This window comes from Halomonas caseinilytica (genome assembly GCF_001662305.1).
GTDB classification, from domain to species: Bacteria; Pseudomonadota; Gammaproteobacteria; order Pseudomonadales; family Halomonadaceae; genus Halomonas; species Halomonas caseinilytica.
Window position 1 is genome coordinate 56,374 of the sequence record NZ_BDEP01000019.1, and the last position, 22,754, is coordinate 79,127.

The 22,754-nt window shown below is 63.5% G+C and carries 18 protein-coding genes and 1 tRNA gene; 9 read left to right on the forward strand and 10 right to left on the reverse strand.

From position 1 onward, the window contains the following. Nucleotides 1-126: 126 nt before the first annotated feature. From aptA to A9O65_RS14080, 5 genes are all read left to right on the forward strand, one after another. Nucleotides 127-1,470: an omega-aminotransferase AptA gene (gene aptA / locus A9O65_RS14065; RefSeq protein ID WP_064700172.1), complete on the forward strand. Its 1,344-nt coding sequence runs from the start codon at nucleotides 127-129 to the stop codon at nucleotides 1,468-1,470. Nucleotides 1,471-1,735: 265 nt separating this feature from the next. Beyond that, nucleotides 1,736-3,226, forward strand: coding sequence for a CoA-acylating methylmalonate-semialdehyde dehydrogenase (locus A9O65_RS14070; protein WP_064702413.1), 1,491 nt, complete (start codon nucleotides 1,736-1,738; stop codon nucleotides 3,224-3,226). Between the two features lie 76 nt (nucleotides 3,227-3,302). Beyond that, nucleotides 3,303-3,434 carry a hypothetical protein gene (locus A9O65_RS17490; RefSeq protein WP_258027406.1) on the forward strand — a complete coding sequence of 44 codons (132 nt, stop codon included), beginning with the start codon at nucleotides 3,303-3,305 and terminating at the stop codon, nucleotides 3,432-3,434. A gap of 45 nt (nucleotides 3,435-3,479) precedes the next feature. Next, complete coding sequence (locus tag A9O65_RS14075) at nucleotides 3,480-5,042, forward strand: sodium/proline symporter (protein WP_217641200.1); 1,563 nt, start codon at nucleotides 3,480-3,482, stop codon at nucleotides 5,040-5,042. Next, the gene (locus A9O65_RS14080; protein ID WP_064702414.1) at nucleotides 5,039-5,551 is read left to right on the forward strand and encodes a hypothetical protein; all 513 of its coding nucleotides are present in this window, start codon (nucleotides 5,039-5,041) and stop codon (nucleotides 5,549-5,551) included. The genes A9O65_RS14075 and A9O65_RS14080 overlap by 4 nt, the downstream gene beginning before the upstream one ends. 31 nt (nucleotides 5,552-5,582) lie before the next feature. Here A9O65_RS14080 and A9O65_RS14085 read toward each other — a convergent pair whose 3' ends face one another. From A9O65_RS14085 to speB, 5 genes are all read right to left on the reverse strand, one after another. Continuing rightward, nucleotides 5,583-7,028, reverse strand: coding sequence for an aldehyde dehydrogenase family protein (locus tag A9O65_RS14085; protein WP_064702415.1), 1,446 nt, complete (start codon nucleotides 7,026-7,028; stop codon nucleotides 5,583-5,585). A 120-nt stretch (nucleotides 7,029-7,148) separates the two neighbouring features. Continuing rightward, nucleotides 7,149-8,465 (reverse strand): purine-cytosine permease family protein, encoded by a 1,317-nt coding sequence (locus A9O65_RS14090; protein ID WP_064702416.1) that lies wholly within the window; start codon nucleotides 8,463-8,465, stop codon nucleotides 7,149-7,151. Between the two features lie 88 nt (nucleotides 8,466-8,553). Next, the gene (locus tag A9O65_RS14095; RefSeq protein WP_254783130.1) at nucleotides 8,554-10,185 is read right to left on the reverse strand and encodes a 5-guanidino-2-oxopentanoate decarboxylase; all 1,632 of its coding nucleotides are present in this window, start codon (nucleotides 10,183-10,185) and stop codon (nucleotides 8,554-8,556) included. Between the two features lie 11 nt (nucleotides 10,186-10,196). After that, nucleotides 10,197-11,576, reverse strand: coding sequence for a YjiH family protein (locus A9O65_RS14100; RefSeq protein WP_064702417.1), 1,380 nt, complete (start codon nucleotides 11,574-11,576; stop codon nucleotides 10,197-10,199). A 66-nt stretch (nucleotides 11,577-11,642) separates the two neighbouring features. Continuing rightward, a complete protein-coding gene (gene speB, locus A9O65_RS14105) occupies nucleotides 11,643-12,593 on the reverse strand; it encodes an agmatinase (RefSeq protein WP_064700178.1) in 951 nt (316 codons plus the stop codon). A gap of 172 nt (nucleotides 12,594-12,765) precedes the next feature. Between speB and A9O65_RS14110 the strand changes: the two genes are divergently transcribed. Further along, the gene (locus tag A9O65_RS14110) at nucleotides 12,766-14,184 is read left to right on the forward strand and encodes a sigma-54 interaction domain-containing protein (protein ID WP_064700179.1); all 1,419 of its coding nucleotides are present in this window, start codon (nucleotides 12,766-12,768) and stop codon (nucleotides 14,182-14,184) included. A gap of 180 nt (nucleotides 14,185-14,364) precedes the next feature. On the opposite strand, the gene A9O65_RS14115 is transcribed toward A9O65_RS14110, so the two are convergent. The 3 genes from A9O65_RS14115 to A9O65_RS14125 form a co-directional block, all read right to left on the reverse strand. Continuing rightward, nucleotides 14,365-15,942 (reverse strand): sigma 54-interacting transcriptional regulator, encoded by a 1,578-nt coding sequence (locus tag A9O65_RS14115; RefSeq protein ID WP_244534498.1) that lies wholly within the window; start codon nucleotides 15,940-15,942, stop codon nucleotides 14,365-14,367. Nucleotides 15,943-16,018: 76 nt separating this feature from the next. Further along, entirely contained in the window at nucleotides 16,019-17,467 is a 1,449-nt protein-coding gene (locus A9O65_RS14120) for a hypothetical protein (protein ID WP_064702418.1), read from the reverse strand. Nucleotides 17,468-17,510: 43 nt separating this feature from the next. Then, nucleotides 17,511-18,659: an iron-containing alcohol dehydrogenase gene (locus A9O65_RS14125; RefSeq protein ID WP_064702419.1), complete on the reverse strand. Its 1,149-nt coding sequence runs from the start codon at nucleotides 18,657-18,659 to the stop codon at nucleotides 17,511-17,513. Nucleotides 18,660-19,078: 419 nt separating this feature from the next. Between A9O65_RS14125 and A9O65_RS14135 the strand changes: the two genes are divergently transcribed. Then, nucleotides 19,079-20,479 (forward strand): sugar porter family MFS transporter, encoded by a 1,401-nt coding sequence (locus tag A9O65_RS14135; protein ID WP_254783129.1) that lies wholly within the window; start codon nucleotides 19,079-19,081, stop codon nucleotides 20,477-20,479. Between the two features lie 187 nt (nucleotides 20,480-20,666). Here the strand turns inward: A9O65_RS14135 and A9O65_RS14140 are convergent. Both A9O65_RS14140 and ispB read right to left on the reverse strand, forming a co-directional pair. Next, nucleotides 20,667-20,743 (reverse strand) — tRNA-Pro (locus tag A9O65_RS14140). 93 nt (nucleotides 20,744-20,836) lie between these two features. Continuing rightward, nucleotides 20,837-21,838, reverse strand: coding sequence for an octaprenyl diphosphate synthase (gene ispB / locus A9O65_RS14145; protein WP_064700184.1), 1,002 nt, complete (start codon nucleotides 21,836-21,838; stop codon nucleotides 20,837-20,839). Between the two features lie 272 nt (nucleotides 21,839-22,110). On the opposite strand from ispB, the gene rplU reads away from it, so the two are divergent. Beyond that, nucleotides 22,111-22,422, forward strand: a complete 312-nt coding sequence (gene rplU, locus A9O65_RS14150; RefSeq protein WP_064700185.1) for a 50S ribosomal protein L21 — start codon at nucleotides 22,111-22,113, stop codon at nucleotides 22,420-22,422. 34 nt (nucleotides 22,423-22,456) lie between these two features. Then, nucleotides 22,457-22,714: a 50S ribosomal protein L27 gene (gene rpmA, locus A9O65_RS14155; RefSeq protein ID WP_064700186.1), complete on the forward strand. Its 258-nt coding sequence runs from the start codon at nucleotides 22,457-22,459 to the stop codon at nucleotides 22,712-22,714. Nucleotides 22,715-22,754 lie beyond the last annotated feature (40 nt).

Sequence of the window (22,754 nt, forward strand, 5' to 3'; positions counted from 1 at the left end):
CGGAGGTGTTAAAAGTTAACCCATGGCTTACAGAAGAATAAATATATCGATATTTAATTGAACATGGGGCAGGGCTAGCTTTCTTGTCAGAACCTCCATCACGGTGACTCATGAGAGGGTGCTGCCATGTCAGTTCGAAATGCGTCCCCGGCCGCCGGGTTGAGCCCCGAGCAGCTGGATGCCTATTGGATGCCCTATACGGGCAATCGCCAGTTCAAGCGCGATCCGCGCATCATCGTCGGCGCCGAGGGCAGTTATCTGACGGATGCCGAGGGGCGACGCATCTTCGATGGCCTCTCCGGCCTCTGGACCTGCGGTGCCGGCCACTGTCGCCCGGAAATCACCGAGGCGGTCAGCCGCCAGCTCGGCGAGCTGGACTATTCGCCAGCCTTCCAGTTCGGTCATCCCAAGGCCTTCGAGCTGGCCCATCGTCTTCGTGAGCTGATGCCCGAGGGGCTGGATTACGCCTTCTTCACCGGCTCCGGTTCCGAGAGCGCGGACACCTCCCTGAAGATCGCACGGGCCTACTGGCGCAAGAAGGGCAAACCGGCCAAGACCAAGTTGATTGGTCGCTCCAAGAGCTATCATGGCGTCAACTTCGGCGGTATCAGCCTGGGCGGCATCGGAGCCAACCGCGTGCTCTTCGGCCAAGGGGTCGATGCTGACCATCTTCCTCATACGCTGCTGAAGGAAAACGCCTTCACGCGGGGTATGCCCGAGCGCGGTGCTGAAAAGGCTGATGAATTGCTGGAGCTGATCGCCCTGCACGATGCCTCCAACATCGCGGCGGTGATCGTCGAGCCGCTGGCCGGCTCGGCCGGGGTGATCCCGCCGCCCAAGGGCTATCTCAAGCGCCTGCGCGAGATCTGCGACCAGCACGACATCCTGTTGATCTTCGACGAGGTCATCACCGGGTTCGGCCGCATGGGAGCGATGACCGGCGCCGACGCGTTCGGCGTGGTGCCGGATATGCTCAATGTTGCCAAGCAGTTGACCAATGGTGCCGTGCCCATGGGCGGGGTCATCGTGCGTGACGAGATCTACCAGACCTTCATGGAGCAGGGCGGCCCCGACTACATGCTCGAGCTGCCCCATGGTTACACCTATTCGGGCCATCCGGTGGCCTGTGCTGCGGCCCTGGCCGCGCTGGATGTGCTCGAGAACGATCGCCTGATCGAGCGCGTTCGCGAGATGAGCCCGGTCTTCGAGGAAGCCCTGCACGGTCTCAAGGGGGCGCGTCATGTCAGCGACATCCGCAACTACGGTCTTGCCGGCGCCCTGCAGATCGAGCCCTATCCCGGCGAACCGGCACGACGCCCCTTCGAGATCGCCATGAAGTGCTGGGAGAAAGGCTTCTATGTGCGCTATGGCGGCGACACCATCCAGCTCGGCCTGCCGTTCATCGTCGAGCGCGAGGAAATCGACCGGCTCATCAACGCATTGGGCGACGCGCTCGGTGAGCTGGAATAAATCAGGCGACGCCTGTCGAGATGCGCGCCGGGGACAGGGCGAAGCGAGGGTCATCCGCCATGGGTGAGGCGCATGCCGCCGAACGGGCTGGCTATGGAAGCCAGCCCAGGTCCTGCAAGCGGAGCAGGAGGCGAGAGCGCCGCAGGGCGGATGTAGCGCCCAGGGAAGGGGTTACAGCGCCCTCGCGGAGGCTTGTCGACGGAACAGCGCATCGGACCGTCAGCACCAAGTTATTCTCCTAGCAGCTGCATTAAAGAGGTAATACATGACCACACTCGGCCATCTGATCAACGGCTCACGCGTCGCCGGTGAAGGGCGCACCCAGGACATCTTCAACCCTTCCTCCGGCGAGGTCGGCGGACAGGTGAGTCTGGCCAGCAAGGCTACCGTCGAGGATGCCATCGCCGCCGCCGAGGCCGCCTATCCGGCCTGGAGCAGTACGCCGCCCGCCAAGCGCGCTCGCGTGATGTTCAACTTCAAACAGCTGCTGGAGCAGAACGCCGACGAGATCGCCCGGCTGATCGGCCAGGAGCACGGCAAGATCGTCCACGATGCCAAGGGTGAATTGCAGCGCGGCATCGAGAACGTGGAGTACGCTTGCGGCGCACCGGAGCTGCTCAAGGGCGAGCACAGCAAGAACACCGGCCCGGGCATCGATTCCTGGAGCGAGTTTCTGCCGCTGGGTGTGGTCGCCGGCATCACGCCGTTCAACTTCCCGGCCATGGTGCCGCTGTGGATGTATCCGATGGCCATCGCTTGCGGCAACACCTTCGTGCTCAAGCCCTCCGAGCGCGACCCGACCTCGGCGCTCTATATCGCCGAGCTGGCGCTGGAGGCGGGACTGCCTGCCGGCGTGCTCAATGTCGTCAACGGTGACAAGGAAGCCGTCGACACCCTGCTCGACGATGCCCGCGTGCAGGCCGTCAGCTTCGTCGGCTCCACGCCGATCGCCGAAACCATCTACCAGCGTGCCAGCGCCAACGGCAAGCGCTGCCAGGCCCTGGGCGGTGCCAAGAACCATGCCATCGTGATGCCCGATGCCGACATGGACAATGTGGTCGACTCCCTGACCGGGGCCGCCTTCGGTTCTTCCGGCGAGCGTTGCATGGCGCTTTCCGTGGCGGTCGCGGTAGGCGACGAGGCGGCCGACGCCATGATCGACAAGATGCAGGGGCGGATGAAGACTCTCAAGGTCGGCCCCTTCCATGACCCCGAGAACGACTTCGGTCCGGTGATCACCAAGGCCCACCAGGAGAAGGTCTGCGGCTATATCGACAGCGCCGAGCAGCAGGGGGCCAGAGTCGTAGTCGATGGCCGCGGTGTACAGGTGCCGGGCCACGAGAACGGCTTCTATGTCGGCGGCACCCTGATCGACCGCGTGACGCCCGACATGACTTGTTATCTCGAGGAGATCTTCGGCCCGGTGCTGCTGGTGGTGCGCGCCAACTCCATGGAAGAGGCCATGCAGCTGATCGACGATCACGAGTACGGCAACGGCACCTGTATCTATACCCGCGACGGCGAGGCGGCGCGTTACTTCAGCGACCGTATCCAGGTGGGGATGGTCGGCATCAACGTGCCGCTGCCGGTGCCGGTTGCCTACCACAGTTTCGGTGGCTGGAAGCGCTCGCTGTTCGGCGACCTGGCTGCCTACGGCCCGGATGCCGTGCGCTTCTACACCAAGCGCAAGACTGTCACCCAACGCTGGCCATCGGCCGGGGTGCGCGAGGGCGCACAGTTCTCGTTTCCGTCCTGAAACACGTGCCCGTCCCCGTCTTTGGGGGCGGTGCTGTTATCAGGGGCAGTTTGTTCCACAGCAACCAGGAGGCGCGATGTTCGGATTACCTGCTTCGACCACCTGGCTCGTCATTGGCGTGCCGGTGTTCTGGATTCTCTACACCCTGGGGTTCTTGTGGGTGACGCGAGGCTGGCCGGGACTCAAGCAGTCGGGGCGCGAGGAGTAGCCCCATCCGGCGAATGAACGACATGACAATAACAAGGAGGCATGAGTGAATTCGACGGTACTACTTTTTCTCGCGCTGTACTTTCTGGCCATGCTGGCCGTGGGCATCGTTGCCATGCGCCGGGGTGGGTCGAGCAGCATGGAAGGCTATTACCTGAGTGGTCGCAATGTCGGTCCTCTGGTGACGGCGATGACCATGCAGTCGACGTCGATGAGCGGTTACATGTTCCTCGGCGCCGGCTCGCTGGGTTACACCCAAGGCTACTATGGCTTCTGGTATGCAGCAGGCGACATCGGTGGCGGTGTCGTCAACCTCTCCGTGCTGGGCAGGCGCATGCGCAAGCTGTCCCAGATCATGGGTGCCCTGACCTCGATCGAATATCTCGAGAAACGCTATCCCAGCAAGTGGGTGCGCCTCATCTCGGCCGTGCTTTCTGTCTTTCTGCTGGGGGCCTATGTGCTGGCGCAGTTCATCGCGGGCGGCAAAGGTCTGGAAATGGTAACGGGCTTGCCCTACGAGGCTTCCTTGCTGATCGCCGTGGCCGTGATTCTCGCCTATACCCTGATGGGCGGGTACGGTGCGGTGGCCTATACGGACTTGCTGCAGAGCCTGGTCATGCTGGTCGGCATCGTCTGGATTCTGTTCGCCACACTCCAGGAAGTGGGCGGACTGACGGCCGCCAACGAGGCCCTTGCCGCCCTTGATCCGACGTTGCTCAGCGTCTGGGGGCGGGATCTTGCCTACGAGGGGCAGTGGGGCATCGTGCTTGGCGCATTGCTGATCTTCTCGATCGGTTACATGGGCTGGCCCCATGTGGTGACGCGCCACATGGCGATGCGCAACCCTTTCCATGCCCGGCGTGCCGGGGTCTATTCGACGCTCTGGAACCTGGTGTTCGTGAGCGCCCCCTACATTCTGGGCACGCTGGCGATTCTGGTGCTGCCGGATCTCGATGACCCAGAACAGGCCATCTTCGCCCTGGCACAGAACCTGCTGCCAGCGGCCGTCGTCGGCATCGTGATGGCGGCGATCATGGCGGCCATCATGTCCACGGCGGACTCCATCCTGCTGCAGACGGGCAGTATCGCGGCACGTGACCTCTATGAGCGCTTCATCAATCCGCGGATGGAAGAGAAGCAGATGGTGCGGGTATCGCAGCTTATCGTGCTGCTGCTCGGCATGGCGTGTGCCGTGATTGCCCTGTTCGAGCCGCCTGCCGTGTTCTCGATCGTGGTCTTCACCACCTCGGTGCTGGGGAGCGCCTTCCTGCCGGCCTATGTGGCAGCGGTGTGGTGGAAGAAGGCCAACACGCCGGGGGCTCTGGCATCGATCATCGTCGGTGCTGTCGTGGCCTTCCTGTGGAAGTACCTCGGCCTGGAGGCGGCGACCGAGATCCATCCCATGCTGGCCGGCCTGGTGCTGTCGAGCGTCACCATGGTCGCCGTCAGCCTGGCGACACAGCGGCAATACCCCGTGCCGGAGCACATCCTGAGGGCCATGGAGGAAACGGAAGAGCTGCGTCCCCTGCCGAGGTCGTTGGCCTCTCGGCAGAGCTTCGAAATGGCCCATGAGGCCTTGACGCTCAAATCCGCCGAGCGACCGACATGAAGGAGGAAGCGCTGAACGCGGTCGTCGATACAGAGGAGGCCTGGCTGTCTGCCCGGCTTTCTCTGGACGACGTGGCGAGACGGATCGCGGGAATCGATACTGCCCTGGATGTCCGGGACGTCCAGGCCGTGGGATTTCCTTACCTGCTGTTCACCTTCCGGTGGGAATCTCGGCGCTGGGGGCGAACGCGCCAGGAACTGATGAGCTGCCTGGTCGATCGCTGCCAGGGCGTCAGCACGACGCTGGAGCGCATCGAGTTCGGCTCGCCTCCGGCTTCGCCGGTGTTGCTACAGCCCGAGCTCGACACTCCACCCCTCGAGCGCAAGGCACGCCAGCACGTGATGCAGGTGCGACGCCATCGCTTGAAAAGACGCGCGGCCTCGGGACTGGAACGGGTCGAGCGGCAGTGGGTGCGAAAGCCCTTGTGGCGGGTTGCGGCCCGCCACAAGCGGTATGGCGACATCGAGTTGTTGCTGGATGGCGTGACGGGTGGTTACTACGTGATGTAATGGGCACCGCGCCTACTCGCTGCCGTGGCGTTCATTCCGGCCCGATCAGGTGTTTCACCTCCAGGTAGGCAGCCAGCCCCCAGGGGCCGAGTTCGCGGCCGATGCCGCTGTGCTTGAAACCGCCCCAGCCGGCCTCCGGCATCACCAACTGTTCGCTGTTGACCCAGATGCTGCCGGCGCGCAGGGCTCGGCCAACACGTCGGGCGCGTTCGGTGTCGCCGGAAATCACGGTGGCGGCAAGGCCGAAATCGGAGTCGTTGGCCAGCTCGATGGCTTCTGCTTCGCTTGCGACGCTGCGCGCGCAGAGCACCGGGCCGAAGATCTCCTCGCGCCACAGCCGGCTGCTGGTAGGCACGTCCCGGAACAACGTCGGCGCGATGAACTCGCCCTGCTTCGGCAGAGTGCGATGTCGGGCGTCGCGTACCGCGACCAGCCCCTCTTCAGCGGCAATGGCCAGATAGTCTTCGACGCTCTGGCGCTGGCGTGCGCTGGTCATGGGCCCCATGTCGGTGTCGTCGGCCAGCGGGTCACCCAGGCGAATGGCGTCGATGCGCCGACCCAGAGCATCGTAGAGAGCGTCAGCCAGCGAGTGATGGACGAGCAGGCGCGAGGTGGCCGAGCAGATCTGGCCGCTGTTGAAGTAGATCCCGGCCATTACCCAGTCGGCGGCCTGTTCCACCTCGGCGTCATCGAGCACCAGGATCGGCGACTTGCCGCCGAGCTCCAGGGAAACGCCGCGAATGCCCTCGGCGGCGGCACGCATCACTTTCGCGCCTACCGCATTGCTGCCAGTGAACGAAAGCTTGTCGATACCAGGATGCGCGGTGAGCGGGGCGCCGATGCCCTCACCGTCGCCGTGCACCAGGTTGAGCACGCCGGCGGGCAGGTCGATGGCCTCGGCGATCTCGGCCAGGGCCTGTTCCGGCAGCGGGGTGACTTCCGAGGGCTTGAAGACCACCGTGCAGCCGGCGGCCAGTGCCGGGGCGATCTTCCAGGCGCTGGTCACCAGCGGAAAATTCCAGGGCGTGATCAGCCCGACCACACCGGCCGGGTCCTCGTAGGTACGTGCCGAGACACCCTCCATGCCATGTTCCACCAGGCGCCCCTGGCGGGCCTCCAGGGCTCGGGCCTGACCGGCATAGTAGCGATAGCAGGCGATGGCGTCGTCGAGGTCGATCGCGGCCTCGGCCAGCGCCTTGCCGTTATTGGTGGACGAGAGCCGCATCAGCGACTCGCGGCGTTGCTCGAGGTGCGTGGCAAAGGCCTCGAGATAGGGCGCTCGGCCATCGCCGCCGAGTGCCTGCCAGGCTGACTGGGACCGCCGGGCAGCGGTCACCGCGGCGTCGACGTCGGCCGGATCACCGGTGGTGACCTCGGCGATCTGCCGTTGGTGATAAGGATCGGTCACCGCCAGGCGGCGTTGGCCCTGGCTCTCGACCCAATGATTGTCGATGAACTGCTTGGTCAGGTGTTGCATATCAGGCTCCGGGGAAGAAGGAGATTCGGTCGGCGCAGCCCGTCGTCGCTCAGGGTGATGTCATCGCTCGGAAGACGCATACGGTACCAGTGATGCGCTGTCGTGCGTTCGGGCTCTGTCTCATGTTCGGACCTTTCGCTGGCGTCCGGCCATCTGGCTGGTGACGTAGTAGAGCGCGCCGGTGAGCACGAAGACCGGGAGCGATGCACCGAAACTCAGCGGGGCGACCCAGTTCCAGTAGTAGGCCAGTAGCGCGCCGACCAAGTAGCAGCCGAGGGCTCGCAGGTTGACCGCTGGAAGATGCTCGGCACGCGCGATCAGCCGTTGGGGGGTGTAGCCTTCGCGCCCGATGAGGAAGTAGTCAACGATCATCAGTGAGAAGGCCGGAATGAAGATGCTGCCGATGATCAACAAGAAGTTTTGGAAGCTGTCGAGAATGCCCGGAATCAGGGACCCCAGCACGGAGGCTATACCGATGATCAGGGCGGGTTTCCAGAACGTCGTGCGTGGACGAATGCTCATGTAGGAGAGCGTGGCGCTGTAGACGCACATCACGTTGGTGGTCAGCACGGAGAAGAAGATCACCAGCGAGGCGGGCAGTCCGAAGCCGAACCCGCTGAGCAGTTCGGTGGGATCGTAGGTTTGCGGGAATCCGATCGACACCGACAGTGCCGAGACGGTGGCGCCGAGTCCCATGGCGATCAGGGTGGCGGTGACATAGCCGCTCCAGGTGCCGAGTACGGCGGCTCGCGATGAACGGCAGTGCCGGTTGTAGTCGGCGGCCAGTGGAATCCAGGAAAAGGCGGTGGCGATGACGATATCGAAGGCTACGCCGGCACCCAGGGCACCGGTGGCATCCAGCTTGGTGATGCCGGGCAGGTCATAGTTGTGGGCCAGGGCGAACACCACCACCCCGGACAGGCCCAACATCAAGACGGCGGCGAGTTTTTCCGCTTTCTCGATGCCCAGGTGGCCGCGCAGGGCAATCAACACGACCAGGCTTTCGCAGAGGACCGTGAAAAGGGCCACGTTGGAATAACCAGTCAGGGTGGACACGGCATGATCGAGGCTCATGCCGGCCAGCAAGGCCTGGATCCAGCTCCAGGCCACCAGTGCCAGCAGGTTGACCCAGGCGGGGAACATCGCACCCCGGCGCCCGAAGGTGCCGCGAGCCAGGACCATGGTGGTCATGCCGGTCTGTTGGCCCATCAGACCGATGAGCACCAGCGGCATGATACCGATGGCCGAGCCGACGAACACCAGTAGCATGGCGTGACCGAAGGTCAGGCTGGGCACCAGCAGCATTCCCGTCAGAATGGTGGTGACGACCACGTTGGCGCCCAGCCAGAGGGCGAAAGTGCCGGGCAAGCCCAGGCTATGTTCGACGTGCTCTGTAGCCAGGGTGTCCTGGCCCAGGAAGGGGGATGTATCGTTCATCTTCGCGTCCTTGATTGTTTTACGTAGAGACGGACTGGCGTTTTCGGTATCTCGTTGTTATGTGTGGAACGGCAGGGTGGTCATGCCCTCAAGCGCGAGCGACGGCATCGGCCCAGGCGGCGGCGTCGATCTCGATCAACATCGGCCCGTCGGAGGGGCGATGCGTCAGTGCGCGTATCAGGCCGTCGCGGTCGCCGACTCGCGTGGCGGCGCAGCCGAAGCCCGCTGCCAGTGCCTGGAAGTCCGGCGCTCGAATGTCCACGCCCAGCCGCTCGACGCCGGCAGCGTCCATGAAGCGGCGAATCTCCTCGTAGCCCTGGTTATGCCAGAGCAGGATCACCAGCGGCAGCCGCTCCTCGACGGCACAGGCCAGCTCGGGAAGGGTGAACATGATGCCGCCGTCGCCGACCAGCGAGACGACCGGCAGGTCGGGACAGGCGATCTGCGCGCCCATCGCCGCCGGCAGGCCGTAGCCGAGGGTGCCGTAGCCGGTGGAGGCGTTGAAGAAGCGCCGGGGCGCGGGCTGTGAAACCAGATGGTTGGCGGCATAGGTCGTGGCGCAGGAGTCTCCGACCAGGATGGCCTCGGGCAGTACCTCGGCCAATGTCGCGAACAGCGGCACATAGTCGGTGAAGGCGGGGTCCTGCTTCAGGTCGAGGGCATCCAGAGCGGCGCGGGTGCGTTTGGCGCCTCGGCGCTCGCGCTTCTCGGGGAAGTGAGCCATCAGGGCGTTCAAGGCCTGGCTGGCATCGGCGCAGATGGCCAGGGCTGCATGATGGTTGCGGGCCAGTTGCTCGGGGTCGATGTCGATGCGGATCAAGCGGCCGGTGAGTGCGAAGCCGCCGTCGAAGACCACGTCGTAGTCGGTTTCGCCGAGTTCGGTGCCGACGGCGAGGATCACATCGGCCTCATAGGCCAGGCGGCGCACCGCCGGCAGCGAGGCATTGGCGCCGAGGTCCAGAGGATGATCGCGGCCCAGCAGGCCCTTGGCGTTGATGGTGGTGACGGTGGGCGCATCGAGGCCCTCGACCAGGCGACGGGCCGCGCCGGGAGCGTCTACGCAGCCGCCACCCAGCAGTACCAGCGGGCGCTCGGCCGTGCGCAGCCAGGTGGCGGCTTCCTGGATGGCGGTGGCATCGGGCGCCGGAGGCGTCAAGCGCGGACGCTGCCAATGCGTGGGTGGCGCAACCGGAGCATCGAACAGGTCGATGGGAATCTCGATGTGCACCGGCCCGGGTCGACGGCTTTCGAACACCGCGAAGGCCCGTGCCAGGGCTTCCGGCAGCCCAGCGGGGTCGAGCAGGGTATGGCTGAAGCGCGAGACCCCGGCCAGCAGCTGTTGCTGGCTGGGCAACTCGTGGAGTCGCCCCTGGCCACGCCCCAGGGTGTCGCGTCGATTGACGCTGGAGATCACCAGCATGGGCACGGAGTCGGCCAGCGCCTGGCCCATTGCGGTGGCAATGTTGGTCATGCCCGGCCCGGTGATGATGAAGCAGACGCCGGGCCGGCCGGTGGCCCGGGCATAGCCGTCGGCCATGAAACCGGCGCCCTGCTCGTGGCGCGGCGTGATGTGGCGCAGGCCGCTGTCGTGCAGGCCACGATAGAGCTCCACGGTGTGCACGCCCGGGATGCCGAAGATGGTGTCCATCTGGTAGGTATCGCGCAGCAGGCGGATCAGCAGGTCGGCGCAGGTCATGTCGGGATGGTTGGTGTCACGCATGTCGAGTCTCCTCAGCCGACCAGCCAGTGGCCCATGATCACGATGATCGGCAGGGTGATGGCGGTGCGCAGCAGGAAGATGACCACCAGCTCCCAGAGCTTGAGCGGAATCTTGGACTTCAGCAGCAGAGCACCGATCTCGGACATGTAGATCAACTGGGTCAGCGACAGGCAGGCGATGACGAAGCGCGTCAGTTCGCTCTCGATGTCGCTGGCCAGCACCGCCGGCAAAAACATGTCGGCAAAACCCACCAGGGTGGCCGGCGCGGCGGCCGCGGCCTCGGGCACACGCATCCACTCGAGGATCGGCACCATGGGGTACGACAGCCAGGTGAACAGCGGCGTGAACTCGGCGAACACCAGGGCGATCGTGCCGATGGCAATCACCAGCGGTAGCAGGCCGAAGAAGATGTCGGCGACGTTGAACAGGGCCCGGCGCAGCAGTTCGTGGGGGCCCGGTGCCTTCTCGGCCCGCGCCACGGCCATGCCGAGGCTGTAGCGCAACAGGCCGGTGGAGCCGGTGCGTTCCTCGGCGATGCGGCAGCCGACGGGTTCATAGTAGGTATTCGGCTTGCGCGACAGCGGCGGCAGGCGCGGCACGATCACCGCGGCGATGAGCCCCGCCACCACGACCGTCAGGTAGAAGGGAATGAAGAGGTGGTTGATGCCGATGAAGCTGGTCACCAGCAGGGCGAAGGCGATGGAGACGATTGAGAAGTTGGTGGCAATGGCCGAGGCTTCACGACGGTTGTAGTAGCCCTGTTCGTATTGCTGGGTGGTGATCAGCACGCCCACGGTGCCCGAGCCCATCCAGGAGGCGGTGGCATCGATGGCGCTGCGTCCCGGCAGACCGAAGATCCGTCGGAAGGGCGTGCGCACCAGACTGCCGATGAACTCCATGAAGCCGAAATCGACCAGGAAAGGCAGCAGGAGGGCGGCGAAGAAGAAGAAGGTCAACAGCACCGGCGCCAGGTCATTGAGCATCACCCCGCCGGTGAAGGAGGCGGTGATCACGTCCGGCCCGACCTGGAAGAAGGTCATCAGGGCAAAGGCGGCGCCCAGCAGGCGCATCACCAGCCACAGTGGCGCGACGCCGAACAGCTCGCCCAGGGCATTGTCGCGGGCCCAGGCGGGGTTGGTGAACTTGACGAGCAGGGTCAACAGTACCGAGAGGCACAGCACGACCACGGCAATGGCCGGCAGGGCGTCGCCGAGCAGGGCCTTGAGGCCATCGGCGAGCAATCCCATGCCGATGTTGATGGTGTCGCCCGTCGAGAAGGGCACCAGGAACATGCCGATACCGATCAAGGACGGCACGATGAATTTGAGCAGCCCGGATTTTCCCAAGGGGCCGCCGGTCGCGGTAGATGTTGTGGGGTCGAGCGAGGACATGATGAAACCCTGTTTGGCGTTGTAATGGGGATGCCCGACCGATGGGCCGGGACAGCTATTCGGGTGTCAGTCGCGGTATTGGACGCCGGGCAGCACGCACAGCATCTCGTAGAGCAGGGTGGCGCCCATCAGGGCGGTGTTGCCGCTGGTGTCGTAGGGCGGAGCGACCTCGACGAGATCACCGCCGACCACGTTGAGTCCCCGGGCGCCACGCACGATCTCGAGCCCCTGTTGGGCGGTCAGGCCGCCCATCTCCACGGTGCCGGTGCCCGGTGCCACCGAGGGGTCCAGGCCGTCGATGTCGAAGGAGATGTAGACCGGGCCGGCGCCCATCTGCTCGCGGACCTCGGCCATCAGGGGCGCCAGCGACTTGTACCAGCATTCCTCGGCGGTGACGACGCGAAAGCCTTGCTTCCGGCACCAGTCGAAGTCGTCGGCCGCATAGCCGGTGCCGCGCAGGCCGATCTGAACGACGCGCTGGCTGTCCAGCAGGCCTTCTTCCTGGGCGCGGCGGAAGGGGCAGCCATGGGCGACCTCTTCGCCGAACATCTGGTCGTTGATGTCGGCGTGGGCGTCGATATGAATCAACCCGACTGGGCCGTGCTTCTTGGCGATGGCGCGCAGCACGGGCCAGGTCAAGGTGTGGTCGCCGCCCAGGGTCAGCGGCACGCAATCCTGCGCAAGCACGGCATCATAGTGGCGCGTGATGATGTCGAGGTTCTTGGGCAGGTTGAAGGTGTTGATCGGCACATCGCCGATGTCGGCCACCTGCAGGCTGTCGAAGGGCGCGGCGCGGGTGGCCATGTTGTAGGGGCGCAGCATGCGCGACTCATCGCGGATCTGGCGCGGCCCGAGGCGAGTGCCCGGACGGTTCGAGGTGCCGATGTCCATGGGAATGCCGAGGAAGGCGGCATCGAGGCCGGTGGCGTCGTCCTGGGTGGGCAGGCGCATCATGGTGGAGGGGCCGCCGAAACGGGGCATCTCGTTACCGCCGAGGGGCTGGTTGAAATCGCTCATGGTGGGCTTCCCGAGTCGTGGTGATTGTCTCTCTGGTTCTAGCAGGAAATGTGCCAGGATTTTATTTTCTTGTTTTTCAGTAAGTTATCGGGATGAATGATCCATTTTTGAATCGCCTGACAGGCTTGGATGATACACTTGTGGATCAATGATCCATGAATGAATCGATGCCATGAGCGATCTCGACTCCCTGACCCTGCGCACCATTATCGAAACCGCCCACGACCACTTCTTCGTGGTCGAGGCCGATGGACGAATACGCGATGTCAGCCCGGCAGCGGCGGCGGTGTACGGCATGTCCCGTGAGGCTCTGTGTCGTACCACGGTTCAGGCGCTGGAAGCCGAGGGGGTGCTGCGACCCTCGGTCAGCCTGGAAGTGATGCGTACCGGCGAGCCGGCTCAGGTGGCCCAGGTGACCAGCACGGGGCGTCGTGTCATCGCCCAGGCACATCCGGTGTTCGATGCCGGCAAGCTGGTTGCCGTGGTCAGCCGCTCGATGGATCTCACCGATCTGCAGTTGCTGCAGGAGGAATACGCCCTGCTGCAGCGGCGCTTCAACGAGCATTTGAGACGGGGTGGCGGCGAAGAGGCCGGCAGCGAGATCGAACTGGCGGACCTGGAGGCTCGCAGCGGGTTGATGCGCGAGGTCGCGCTGCTGCTCAAGCGAGTGGCACCGACGGATGCCACGGTGTTGATGCTCGGTGAGTCGGGGGTCGGCAAGACCGCCTTCGCCCGACAGTTGCACCGCTGGAGTCCTCGGCACAAGGGCCCCTTCGTCGACGTCAATTGCGGGGCGATTCCCGAGAGCCTGTTCGAATCCGAGATGTTCGGCTATCGGCAGGGGGCCTTCAGTGGCGCCGCGCCGGGCGGCAAGGCGGGGCTGATGGAGCAGGCCGAGGGTGGCACGCTGTTTCTGGACGAGGTCGGCGAGCTGCCGCTGCCGATGCAGGCCAAGCTGCTCAAGGTGATCCAGGATGGCTGCATCACGCGGCTCGGCGATACCCGCGCGAGGCGTGTCGATTTCCGCCTGGTGGTGGCCACCAACCAGGACCTGGCGCGCAGTGTCGAGGCCGGTCGCTTCCGGTTGGATCTCTATTATCGTCTCAACGTCATCCCCGTGACCCTGCCGCCGCTGCGGGAGCGCCGCGAGGATATTCCCGGCCTGGTCGAGCGCCACCTGCAGCGTCTCAACACGCGTTATGGTCGCGACAAGATCATCGCCCGCGATGCCTGGCAGACGCTGATGGGCTGGGAGTGGCCCGGCAACGTGCGCGAGCTCGAGAACTGGCTGGAGCGTGCCTGGCTCTCGGCGAGCGAAGACGTGATTCGGCCCCGGCAGGTGCCCGGGCAGCCGGAAGGTCCCGAGCGAGCCGCGACCACGACGCGGGAGGCGGCGCCGTCCGGATGCCGCGGCCTGGCCGAAGGCGAGACGCTCCAGAGCGCGCTGGCCCGCACCGAACGCGACATCCTGGCCGCGCTGTGTCGCGAAGCGAACTCGACCTACGCCATCGCCGAGCGCCTCGGCATCAGCCAGCCCAGCGTGGTGAGGAAGTTGCGACGACACGGGTTGCGTATCGAGCGCTCGCGTTAGGAGATCGTGCCGGACGACATCGGTGGTAGCGGTCAGCACTTGGTGTAGGGATGTTCCACGGCCCCGAAAGAGTGGGTTCTTGGCCATGACATCACAAACTTCGTCATCGAGACGGAGTGATATGTCGGGTCCATCAAGCTGGGAGACATGGTGTCGAATCTGCCTGACACGAAGCCGGACTCAGGCAGAGCGTGAGCAGCGCCAGCGCCGGGTCTTCTTGACCAGCGTCGACTGGTCGATGCCGAGGGCTGCGGCAGCCGCACGAGTCGTGCCATGGGTGGCTAGCGCCGTCTCGATCAACTGGCGTTCCAGTTCTGTGACCTGTTCTCGCAGGGAACCGCCGCCGATGGCCGGTGAATCGGGTCTCTCGCGCGAAGCGGGAACATGGGGCAAGCCGTGCGGCGTGATTTCCTGCTCGGTGGCGCTGACCACCAGGCGTTCCGTGAGATTGATCAACTCTCTGATATTGCCGGGCCAGTCATGGCCGGCGAGAAGTTCGAGGCTCTCGGGGTGCCAGCATCGATCTTGATGGTGGCGCTGGTTGAAGTGCTCCAGGTAATGATTGAGCAGGGGAATGATTTCTTCTCGGCGTTCGCGCAAGGGAGGTAGTGTCAGGGGCACGACGCTGAGACGATAATAGAGGTCCTCGCGGAACTGGCCCAGATGGACCTGTTGTTGCAGGTCGCGGTGGGTCGCACAGATCAGTCGGATGTTGGCATGGCGAAATTCGGTGCCGCCGACCGGCAGGAAGCGGTTTTCCTCGACGACCTTGAGCAACTTGGCCTGCAAGGCCAGGGGGAGGTCGCCGATCTCGTCGAGCAGCAGGGTGCCGCCGTGGGCAACATCCAATAGGCCCTGCTTGCCGCGAGGCGCGGCCCCGGTGAAGGCGCCCGGGCTATAGCCGAAGAGCTCGGCTTCGAGCAGCCCCTCTGGCATGGCAGTGCAGTTAAGCTCGAGAAACGGTCCCTCGGCACGTTCGCTATGCTGATGGATATAGCGAGCCAGTAGTGTCTTGCCCGTGCCCGTTTCTCCCTGGATCAATACCTTGACCTGCGTGGGGGCGATACGCCTGGCCAGTGCATAGCACGCTCGGGATTGGGGGCTGACGATCAACCACGGTGGCTGGTCGTCGATCCTGACATCCACATCATAGGCCTCGCGCATGCGGCGAATCTGTGCGAGCTGTTCCTGGGCATGCTTGGCGCGCAGTAGTTCGGTGACGTCGCGGACGCTGGTGATCACATAGCGTAGTGCCCCCTCGTTATCGAGCAAGGGCATGCCACTGACGAGGATCTTGTCGTGGTCGCGGATACTCTGCACCAGGGTGATGGGGCGACGTTCCCGAATCACTTCCAGCGACACGGATTTCGAGATGTAGCCGGCCTTGACCAGGTCGGCCATGTGTCGGCCCACCACGTCATCGCGCCGAATTCCGGTGAGACGCTCATAGGCCGTGTTGACGGTGACCGTGATCCCTCGAGCGTCGGTGATGTAGACCCCGTCGTGCAAGGCATTCAGCACCGAGCGCAATGGTTCGTGATCGAAGCCGTGGCTCGAGACATCGGCGATGTCGAGCGAGGGGGAATCGCCGGTAACGCGATAGCGCAGGCATTCACCAACCTGGTTCTCGAGCCTGGCCTCCCGAACGGCGGCGTCGACATCGGTCTGGGTCAGCACGCCAATGGCCTGGCCGACGTCGTCGAATACTTCGACAGCGCCGACGTCCTGCTGCTCGAAGAGTGGCCGGACTTCCGCCATGCTCTGAGTTTCCCTGATGTGCCGCATGTCCTGCCTCCGGTAAAGGCGCCCGTCGGGAGGGCCGACGGGCGTTGCCTCAATGTACGTCAAGCGAGGCATCGGACTCATGTAGACTCTTGGTTGAGTCGGAGACGGGACGTTGGGGCGTGGTGTCTCTGGTCAGATCCTTGGCGAAGGTGCCATCGTTTTCTCCCGAGAAGAAACGGCGACCGTAGATCAGCAGGCACAGCAATACGCCGACCGCAAAGGCCCAGGTGGCTCCCTTGATGACCAGCACGGCGGCAATCACGCCGGCGATCCCCAGGTCGCGTTGGCTGCGCGCTTCCATGATGCCGATGCGCACGCTGACATAGCCCTGGATCAACAGGGTAAGTGCCAGCGCAATGCCGAGAATCGGCTGTACCAGGCTGACGATGGGGAGCAGCAGCAGGCCGGTATTGGTGCCCCAGCGGAACGAGCCCGAACCGCCGAAGATCGAGTCCATGGCGGCCTTGCCCTCCTTGTAGCGTTCGGTGACCACTACCTGCATGGCAGCCCAGAGCGGGCCACACATCACCACATCAGGGCCAAGCACGCTCATGCCGAGATTGCGTCCACCGAAGATCATGTGAGCGCGGTCGGGGTTGTAATCGACTTTCTCATCGCGTCGCATGTCGTCGGCTTCGTCGAGTAGGGCCTTGCTTTGCAGTACATCGCCGAACAGTACGATATAGGCAGCAAGAACAGTGGGAATGGCAGTGACGTACATCGACAGCGGCGGGAGTCCGACACCGAAGACGGTGTACTCGCTGAACATCAGCGCGAAGTCGGGTTGGCTGAACCCCCACTCCACGTTGGGCCAGGGCGCTTCACCGAAGAGTGGTGCGATGATGATGGCCAGGACGATGATGGGGAAAATGCCGAGCTTGCCGAGCGTGGCCCAGGCTCCGCCACTTGCTTTCAGTTGGGCGAAGTGGCGAGAGAAGATCAGGTAGAAGGCCAGGCCTACGGCGATGCTGATGGTGAAGGGATATTGCGAGAAACGCCCTCCCTCGTCGAAGACCACCACGATGGCGGCCAGACCGGCGCCCATGATCACACCGGCCTTGATGGCGGAGGGGATGAGACTCACTACCCTGGCTGCCAGTCCTGTTCGCCCGAGGAAAAGGGCCAGGATCCCCAGCATCATCTGGAAGGCGATCAATGCATGGACCCGGGCTTCACCTTCGGGAAACGTCGATACGTAAGCCATCAGCAAAGGGATGGCTGGCGTGATCCAGCCGGGGACGACAGGATCGCCAAACAGGTGGTGCAGGAGATATAGCACCCCGTTCAGCATCACGATGGCAAGTGCCGCCTCGAAGGGCATGCCCAGCAGTTCCGTCATCAAGGGGATGGCAGCCAGGTCCACCGCACACATCAATAGCCCCTGAAGATAGTCGGGCAACTCGAAGCGATAATGAAGGAAGGGAAGGCGGAGCTTGAAAGGCCCCAGAGCGATATAAGGGGTTTCCGCGCCTTCGGCACGCTGTTTCCATTGATTCATGGCGTATCTCCACTATTGGTGTTGTTATCAAGGCAGGAAATGCCTAATAGGCAGCGCGGTAGATCTGCTCGATATCGTCACGACTCAGGACGCGAGGATTGTTGCGCAGAAGGCGCTCGACCTGGCTGGCTGCTTCGGCCAGTTCGGGAAGGGTGGATTCAGGGATATCGAATGCCCGCAGTTGTGCTGGAATCTCGACGTCACGGCACAATCGGTGCAATCGCGCGATGACGTTATCGGCGATCTGGGTGGCAGACAGGCCTCGGCACGGTTCGTCGAAGGCATGAGCGATATCGTGGAAGCGTTCGACGCAGGCCAGCTTGTTCCAGGCCATGACATGCGGCAATAGCAAGGCGTTACTCACGCCGTGGGCCAGGTGGTAACGGCCACCCAGGGGGTAGGCCAGGGCATGTACGGCACCGACGCCGGCATTGCCGAAGGCCAGCCCTGCCATCAGACTGCCGGTGGCCATGTCTTCGCGTGCGGCGAGGTTGTTCGGGTTGGCGAATGCCTTGGGCAGGGCCCTGACGATCAGCGTCATGGCCTTGAGCGCCAATGCATCGGTCAAGGGGCTGGCGAAGTTCGAAAGATAAGCCTCGATGGCGTGAACGAGGGCGTCTACACCACTGGCGGCGGTCACCGAGCGCGGGCAGCTCACTGTCATTTCCGGGGCCACCAGGGCAACGTCGGGCAGCAAGTCGTCGCTGACGATACCGCGCTTCGTGCCTTGCTGGTTGTCGGCGAGGATGGCGATGTTGGTGACTTCGGAGCCCGTGCCGGCAGTTGTAGGAAGGGCGATCAGAGGCACTCGCGATGATTCGACCTTGTCCTCGCCGAACAAGGTTTCCAGGGCATTGTTGTGCCGGGCATAAACGGACACGCTTTTTGCGATATCCATGGCGCTTCCGCCACCGACGGCGATCAAGCCGTCATGTCCCCCATGTCGAAAGACCTGGGTGCATTCCTCGACGATCTCGATTTCCGGTTCAGGCGGCACGCGATCGTAGATGGCGTAATCCAGATCCTTCATTCGGGACGTCACGAGATCCAGGGTGCCCGACTCGCGTACGCCACGGTCGGTGACGAGCAGTGGCTTTTGCATGCCAAGCTTGCTGGCCTGAGAGGGAAGTTCGTGCAAGGCCTGTTGGCCGGTAATCAGGCGATGGGCGGTCTTGAAGCTACTGACGTGCATGGGCGCTATCTCTTGTTGGTATCGAAGGCCAGTTTCCGGCGCATTGATAAGCGCCAGTCCCTGGAGCGATGTAGCAAGAGATGTGCCACTTCGGTGTGTTTTATAACTTGTTGAAACTTAGTGTTAATGTCGCCTATTGGTGGTTGATGGCGGAACTGTTGATGAATTTCGTCATCGTTTTGCTGGTTGTTGATGCCAAATATCATCAGAGCTGTATCCAGCCGCCTGGCGACAGGCGGCGTTCATGTTCCTGCATGCTTCTCATACCAAAGTTCGAGCGCACTTCGCGGCCGGGGCTGCTGTAATGGCCTTTAGCTGACACGATTCACCTATTGGCTTGGTTCAATGCCTGTTGGATTTTTCAGTTATTCGATGAATCGATTCACTTAGATCGCCAATGCCTTGAGAAGAAGAGGACAATGACAATGACGCGTATCGTGCAATGGTCGATCACCGTGGCCCTGGCCGGTTTCCTGTTCGGCTTCGACACGGCGGTGATCTCGGGCGCCGACAAGCCCATCCAGGCGCTCTGGGGACTCAGTGATCTCCAGCATGGCCTGCTGATCATGTCCATGGCCCTGTGGGGCACCGTGCTGGGCGCCATCTTCGGCAACTGGCCCACCGACACCTTTGGCCGTCGCGCCACCCTGCTCATCATCGGTGTGTTCTACCTGGTCTCCGCCGTGGGCTCCGCGGTAGTGTCGGATCCGGTGCTGTTCGCCCTATTCCGACTGCTCGGCGGCATCGGTGTGGGTATCTCCTCGGTGGCTGCCCCCACCTACATCTCCGAGATCGCTCCACCGAAGCATCGCGGCCTGCTGGTCGCCATGTATCAGTTCAATATCGTCTTCGGCATCCTGATGGCGTTCATCTCGAACTACATTATCGGCAGTCTGGTCGCCGAGGATGCCTGGCGCTGGATGCTTGGCATCGAGGCAGTGCCGGCCCTGCTCTATACGTTGATGATCACGCGAGTGCCGCGTAGCCCGCGCTGGCTGATTCTCAAGCGCAACGATGTCGCGGAGGCGACTCGCGTGCTGCGCCTGATCAATCCCGAGGCGGATACTGACGCGGAGATTGCCACGATTCGTGCTGCCGAGGACGAGGAGCGCAGCGCGCATGCCAGGTTCTTCTCGCGCCGTTATCGCTTGCCGATCCTGCTGGCTTTCCTGATTGCCTTCTTCAATCAACTCTCCGGCATCAACTTCATCATCTATTATGCGCCTCGAGTGCTCGAGGCCGCTGAGCTGGAGAGTCAGGCGGCGCTGCTGTCGACGGCCGGTATTGGTCTGGTCAACCTGGTCTTCACCATGGTCGGCATGTCCTTGATCGACAGGTTCGGGCGGCGCACCCTGCTTTTCATCGGCTCTGCCGGTTATTTGCTGTCCCTGGTACTGATTTCGAGAGCCTTCTTCACCGATGCGCTGGGTGGCATCGAAGTACCGCTGTTGCTCGGCCTGTTCATTGCCGCTCATGCCATCAGCCAGGGCGCGGTGATCTGGGTGTTCATTGCCGAGGTCTTCCCCAACCATGTGCGTGCTCGTGGTCAATCCTTCGGCAGCTCGGTTCACTGGATCTTTGCGGCCCTGATCACGCTGGTCATGCCCTGGGTGCTGGGTACCTTCAGCGGCGGCCCGGTGTTCGCCTTCTTCGCCGTCATGATGCTGCTGCAGCTGGTGTTCGTGCTGTTCCTGATGCCGGAAACGCGCAATGTCTCGCTTGAGGAGCTGCAGCGACACCTGGTCGGTGACAACGTCAAGCTGCGCCGTGTGCATCTTTCCAGTGCTCGGGCACATGCGGCGCCAGTTGCCGGTAAGTGAGCGTGCGGGGAGGTGAGCGATTTCGGGCTTGCCTCCCTGTCCCTGTCATGAGGAGGCATAGAACGACGCCAGGCACTTCGAGGCGCCTTTGGGGAGAGTAAAGCAGGGGGCGTGAGTGAGAAAACAGCGAGCAATAAAAAACGGCCACCGCTCTGATGAGGCAAGTGGCCGTTTTTACTGATGTTCTTGGTCGGAGTAGCAGGATTCGAACCTACGACCTCTGCCTCCCGAAGGCAGCGCTCTACCAAGCTGAGCTATACTCCGATGTCGAGCCCTGCGGGCGACAACGGATGCGTATTATACGTAAACGAGCGGGGCGTGCAAGCCCCATGAGCATGCCAGCTGTCGTGCCGATGGTCAGGTACGGCGGTCCACAGCGCGGTGTGCCAGTTGCTCCATGCTGTCGCGGAAGACGGAGGGCGGCAGGGCCGCGAGCTGGGCCAGGGCCTTGGTCGACATTTCCTCCGCGCGGCGTTGGGTGTAGTCCAGCGCGCCGGTGTCGTGGACGATGGCCAGAACCTCGTCGAGCCGTTCGAGGCCACCTTGGCGAATGGCCTGGCGGATCACCTTGGCCTGTTCGGTTGTGCCGACGGCCATGGCTTGGATCAGCGGCAGGGTGGGTTTGCCCTCGGCCAGGTCGTCACCGACGTTCTTGCCCATGGTGTCGGCGTCGCCCTGGTAGTCGAGAAGGTCGTCGACTAGTTGAAAGGCAAGGCCGAGATAGCGGCCGTAGGCCTGCAGGGCGGCTTCCTGCTCCGGGGTGGCGTCGGCGACGATGGCGCCGCAGTGCGAGGCCGCCTCGAACAGCATGGCGGTCTTGCCCTGGATGGTCTCGAAGTAGGCCGCTTCATCGACATCCGGGTTGCCGACGTTGGTCAACTGCTGGACTTCGCCTTCGGCGATGGTGCAGGTGGCCGCCGAGAGAACTTCCATGATGCGCATGGAGCCGACCCCGACCATCATCTGGAAGGAGCGCGAATAGAGGAAGTCGCCCACCAGTACCGAGGGGGCGTTGCCCCAGGCGTCGTTGGCGGTGGCCCGGCCTCGGCGCATGTGCGATTCGTCGACCACGTCGTCATGCAGCAGCGTCGAGGTGTGCATGAACTCGATCAGGGTGGCCAGCGTCACGTGCTGGTTGCCCTCGTAGCCTAGGGAGCGCGCGGCCAGTAGCACCAGCAGAGGGCGCATGCGCTTGCCGCCACTGTCGACGATGTACTGGCCGATGGCTTCCACCAGTGGGATGCGCGAGGCAAGCTGGGTCTGGATGGTGCGGTTGACGGCGGCAAAGTCTTCGGCCACCACCGCGTGGATCGGCGTGTCGGGGGTGGTGAGCTGTGTCGGCGCGGTGGTGGCTGGCATGAAGGCGATATCGATGAGACGTAGTGGGTGGTCGAGGTTTGACCGAATTGTCGGCCATGCTATGGGCCCCCCTGAGGGGCGTCAAGCGTGCCAGCGCCTCTTTGGGCCGGGGCGTGGCGATGGCGAGGCGCAGGTGTTGTTGAATGTTGGCAGCTTCGCCGCTATAATCCGCGACCCACTCATCTCGCTCCCTGTCAGATGGTGCCAAGAGGGGTGCCACTCGAAGCAGGTCGACGAAGAGCCAACTCCCGATGAGTCCTGGAGAGAGAAACATGTACGCAGTTATCAAGAGCGGTGGCAAGCAATACCGCGTTCAGGAAGGCCAGACGCTCAAGCTCGAGAAGCTGGAAGTGCCGACCGGCGACACCGTCGAGTTCGACGAAGTGCTGCTGGTGGGCAACGATGACGACGTCACGGTTGGCGCGCCGAACGTCGAGGGTGCCAAGGTGTCTGCCGAGGTCGTGTCTCACGGCCGTGGCGAGAAGGTGAAGATCATCAAGTTCCGTCGCCGCAAGCACAGCATGACGCGCAAGGGCCACCGTCAGTGGTTCACCGAAGTCAAGATCACCGGGATCTCCGCGTAAGCGGTCAGTCCCCTGAACGAGCGAGGTATTTGCAATGGCTCACAAGAAGGCAGCGGGCTCTACCCGTAACGGTCGCGACAGCGAATCCAAGCGCCTCGGCGTCAAGCTGTTCGGCGGCCAGGCCGTTTCCCCGGGTAACATCATCGTCCGTCAGCGTGGCACCAAGTTCCATGCCGGCGCCGGTGTCGGGATCGGCAAGGACTACACCCTGTTCGCTCTGGACGAGGGCGTGGTCAAGTTCGAGACCAAGGGTCCGAAGAATCGCAAGTTCGTGAGCGTCGTCTCCGCCTGAGACCGCCCCGAACTGTCGCGAGAAGGCCCCGCCATGGCGG

Bases quoted from the DNA above. Each gene is read 5' to 3' on its own strand.
- A9O65_RS14070 (WP_064702413.1), top strand. From the start codon at position 1,736: ATGACCACACTCGGCCATCTGATCAACGGCTCACGCGTCGCCGGTGAA.
- A9O65_RS14080 (WP_064702414.1), top strand. From the start codon at position 5,039: ATGAAGGAGGAAGCGCTGAACGCGGTCGTCGATACAGAGGAGGCCTGG.
- A9O65_RS14085 (WP_064702415.1), bottom strand. From the start codon at position 7,028: ATGCAACACCTGACCAAGCAGTTCATCGACAATCATTGGGTCGAGAGC.
- rplU (WP_064700185.1), top strand. From the start codon at position 22,111: ATGTACGCAGTTATCAAGAGCGGTGGCAAGCAATACCGCGTTCAGGAA.
- A9O65_RS14115 (WP_244534498.1), bottom strand. From the start codon at position 15,942: ATGGCGGAAGTCCGGCCACTCTTCGAGCAGCAGGACGTCGGCGCTGTC.
- speB (WP_064700178.1), bottom strand. From the start codon at position 12,593: ATGAGCGATTTCAACCAGCCCCTCGGCGGTAACGAGATGCCCCGTTTC.
- A9O65_RS14135 (WP_254783129.1), top strand. From the start codon at position 19,079: ATGACAATGACGCGTATCGTGCAATGGTCGATCACCGTGGCCCTGGCC.
- A9O65_RS14120 (WP_064702418.1), bottom strand. From the start codon at position 17,467: ATGAATCAATGGAAACAGCGTGCCGAAGGCGCGGAAACCCCTTATATC.
- A9O65_RS17490 (WP_258027406.1), top strand. From the start codon at position 3,303: ATGTTCGGATTACCTGCTTCGACCACCTGGCTCGTCATTGGCGTGCCG.
- rpmA (WP_064700186.1), top strand. From the start codon at position 22,457: ATGGCTCACAAGAAGGCAGCGGGCTCTACCCGTAACGGTCGCGACAGC.
- aptA (WP_064700172.1), top strand. From the start codon at position 127: ATGTCAGTTCGAAATGCGTCCCCGGCCGCCGGGTTGAGCCCCGAGCAG.
- A9O65_RS14110 (WP_064700179.1), top strand. From the start codon at position 12,766: ATGAGCGATCTCGACTCCCTGACCCTGCGCACCATTATCGAAACCGCC.
- A9O65_RS14090 (WP_064702416.1), bottom strand. From the start codon at position 8,465: ATGAACGATACATCCCCCTTCCTGGGCCAGGACACCCTGGCTACAGAG.
- A9O65_RS14125 (WP_064702419.1), bottom strand. From the start codon at position 18,659: ATGCACGTCAGTAGCTTCAAGACCGCCCATCGCCTGATTACCGGCCAA.
- A9O65_RS14100 (WP_064702417.1), bottom strand. From the start codon at position 11,576: ATGTCCTCGCTCGACCCCACAACATCTACCGCGACCGGCGGCCCCTTG.
- A9O65_RS14095 (WP_254783130.1), bottom strand. From the start codon at position 10,185: ATGCGTGACACCAACCATCCCGACATGACCTGCGCCGACCTGCTGATC.
- ispB (WP_064700184.1), bottom strand. From the start codon at position 21,838: ATGCCAGCCACCACCGCGCCGACACAGCTCACCACCCCCGACACGCCG.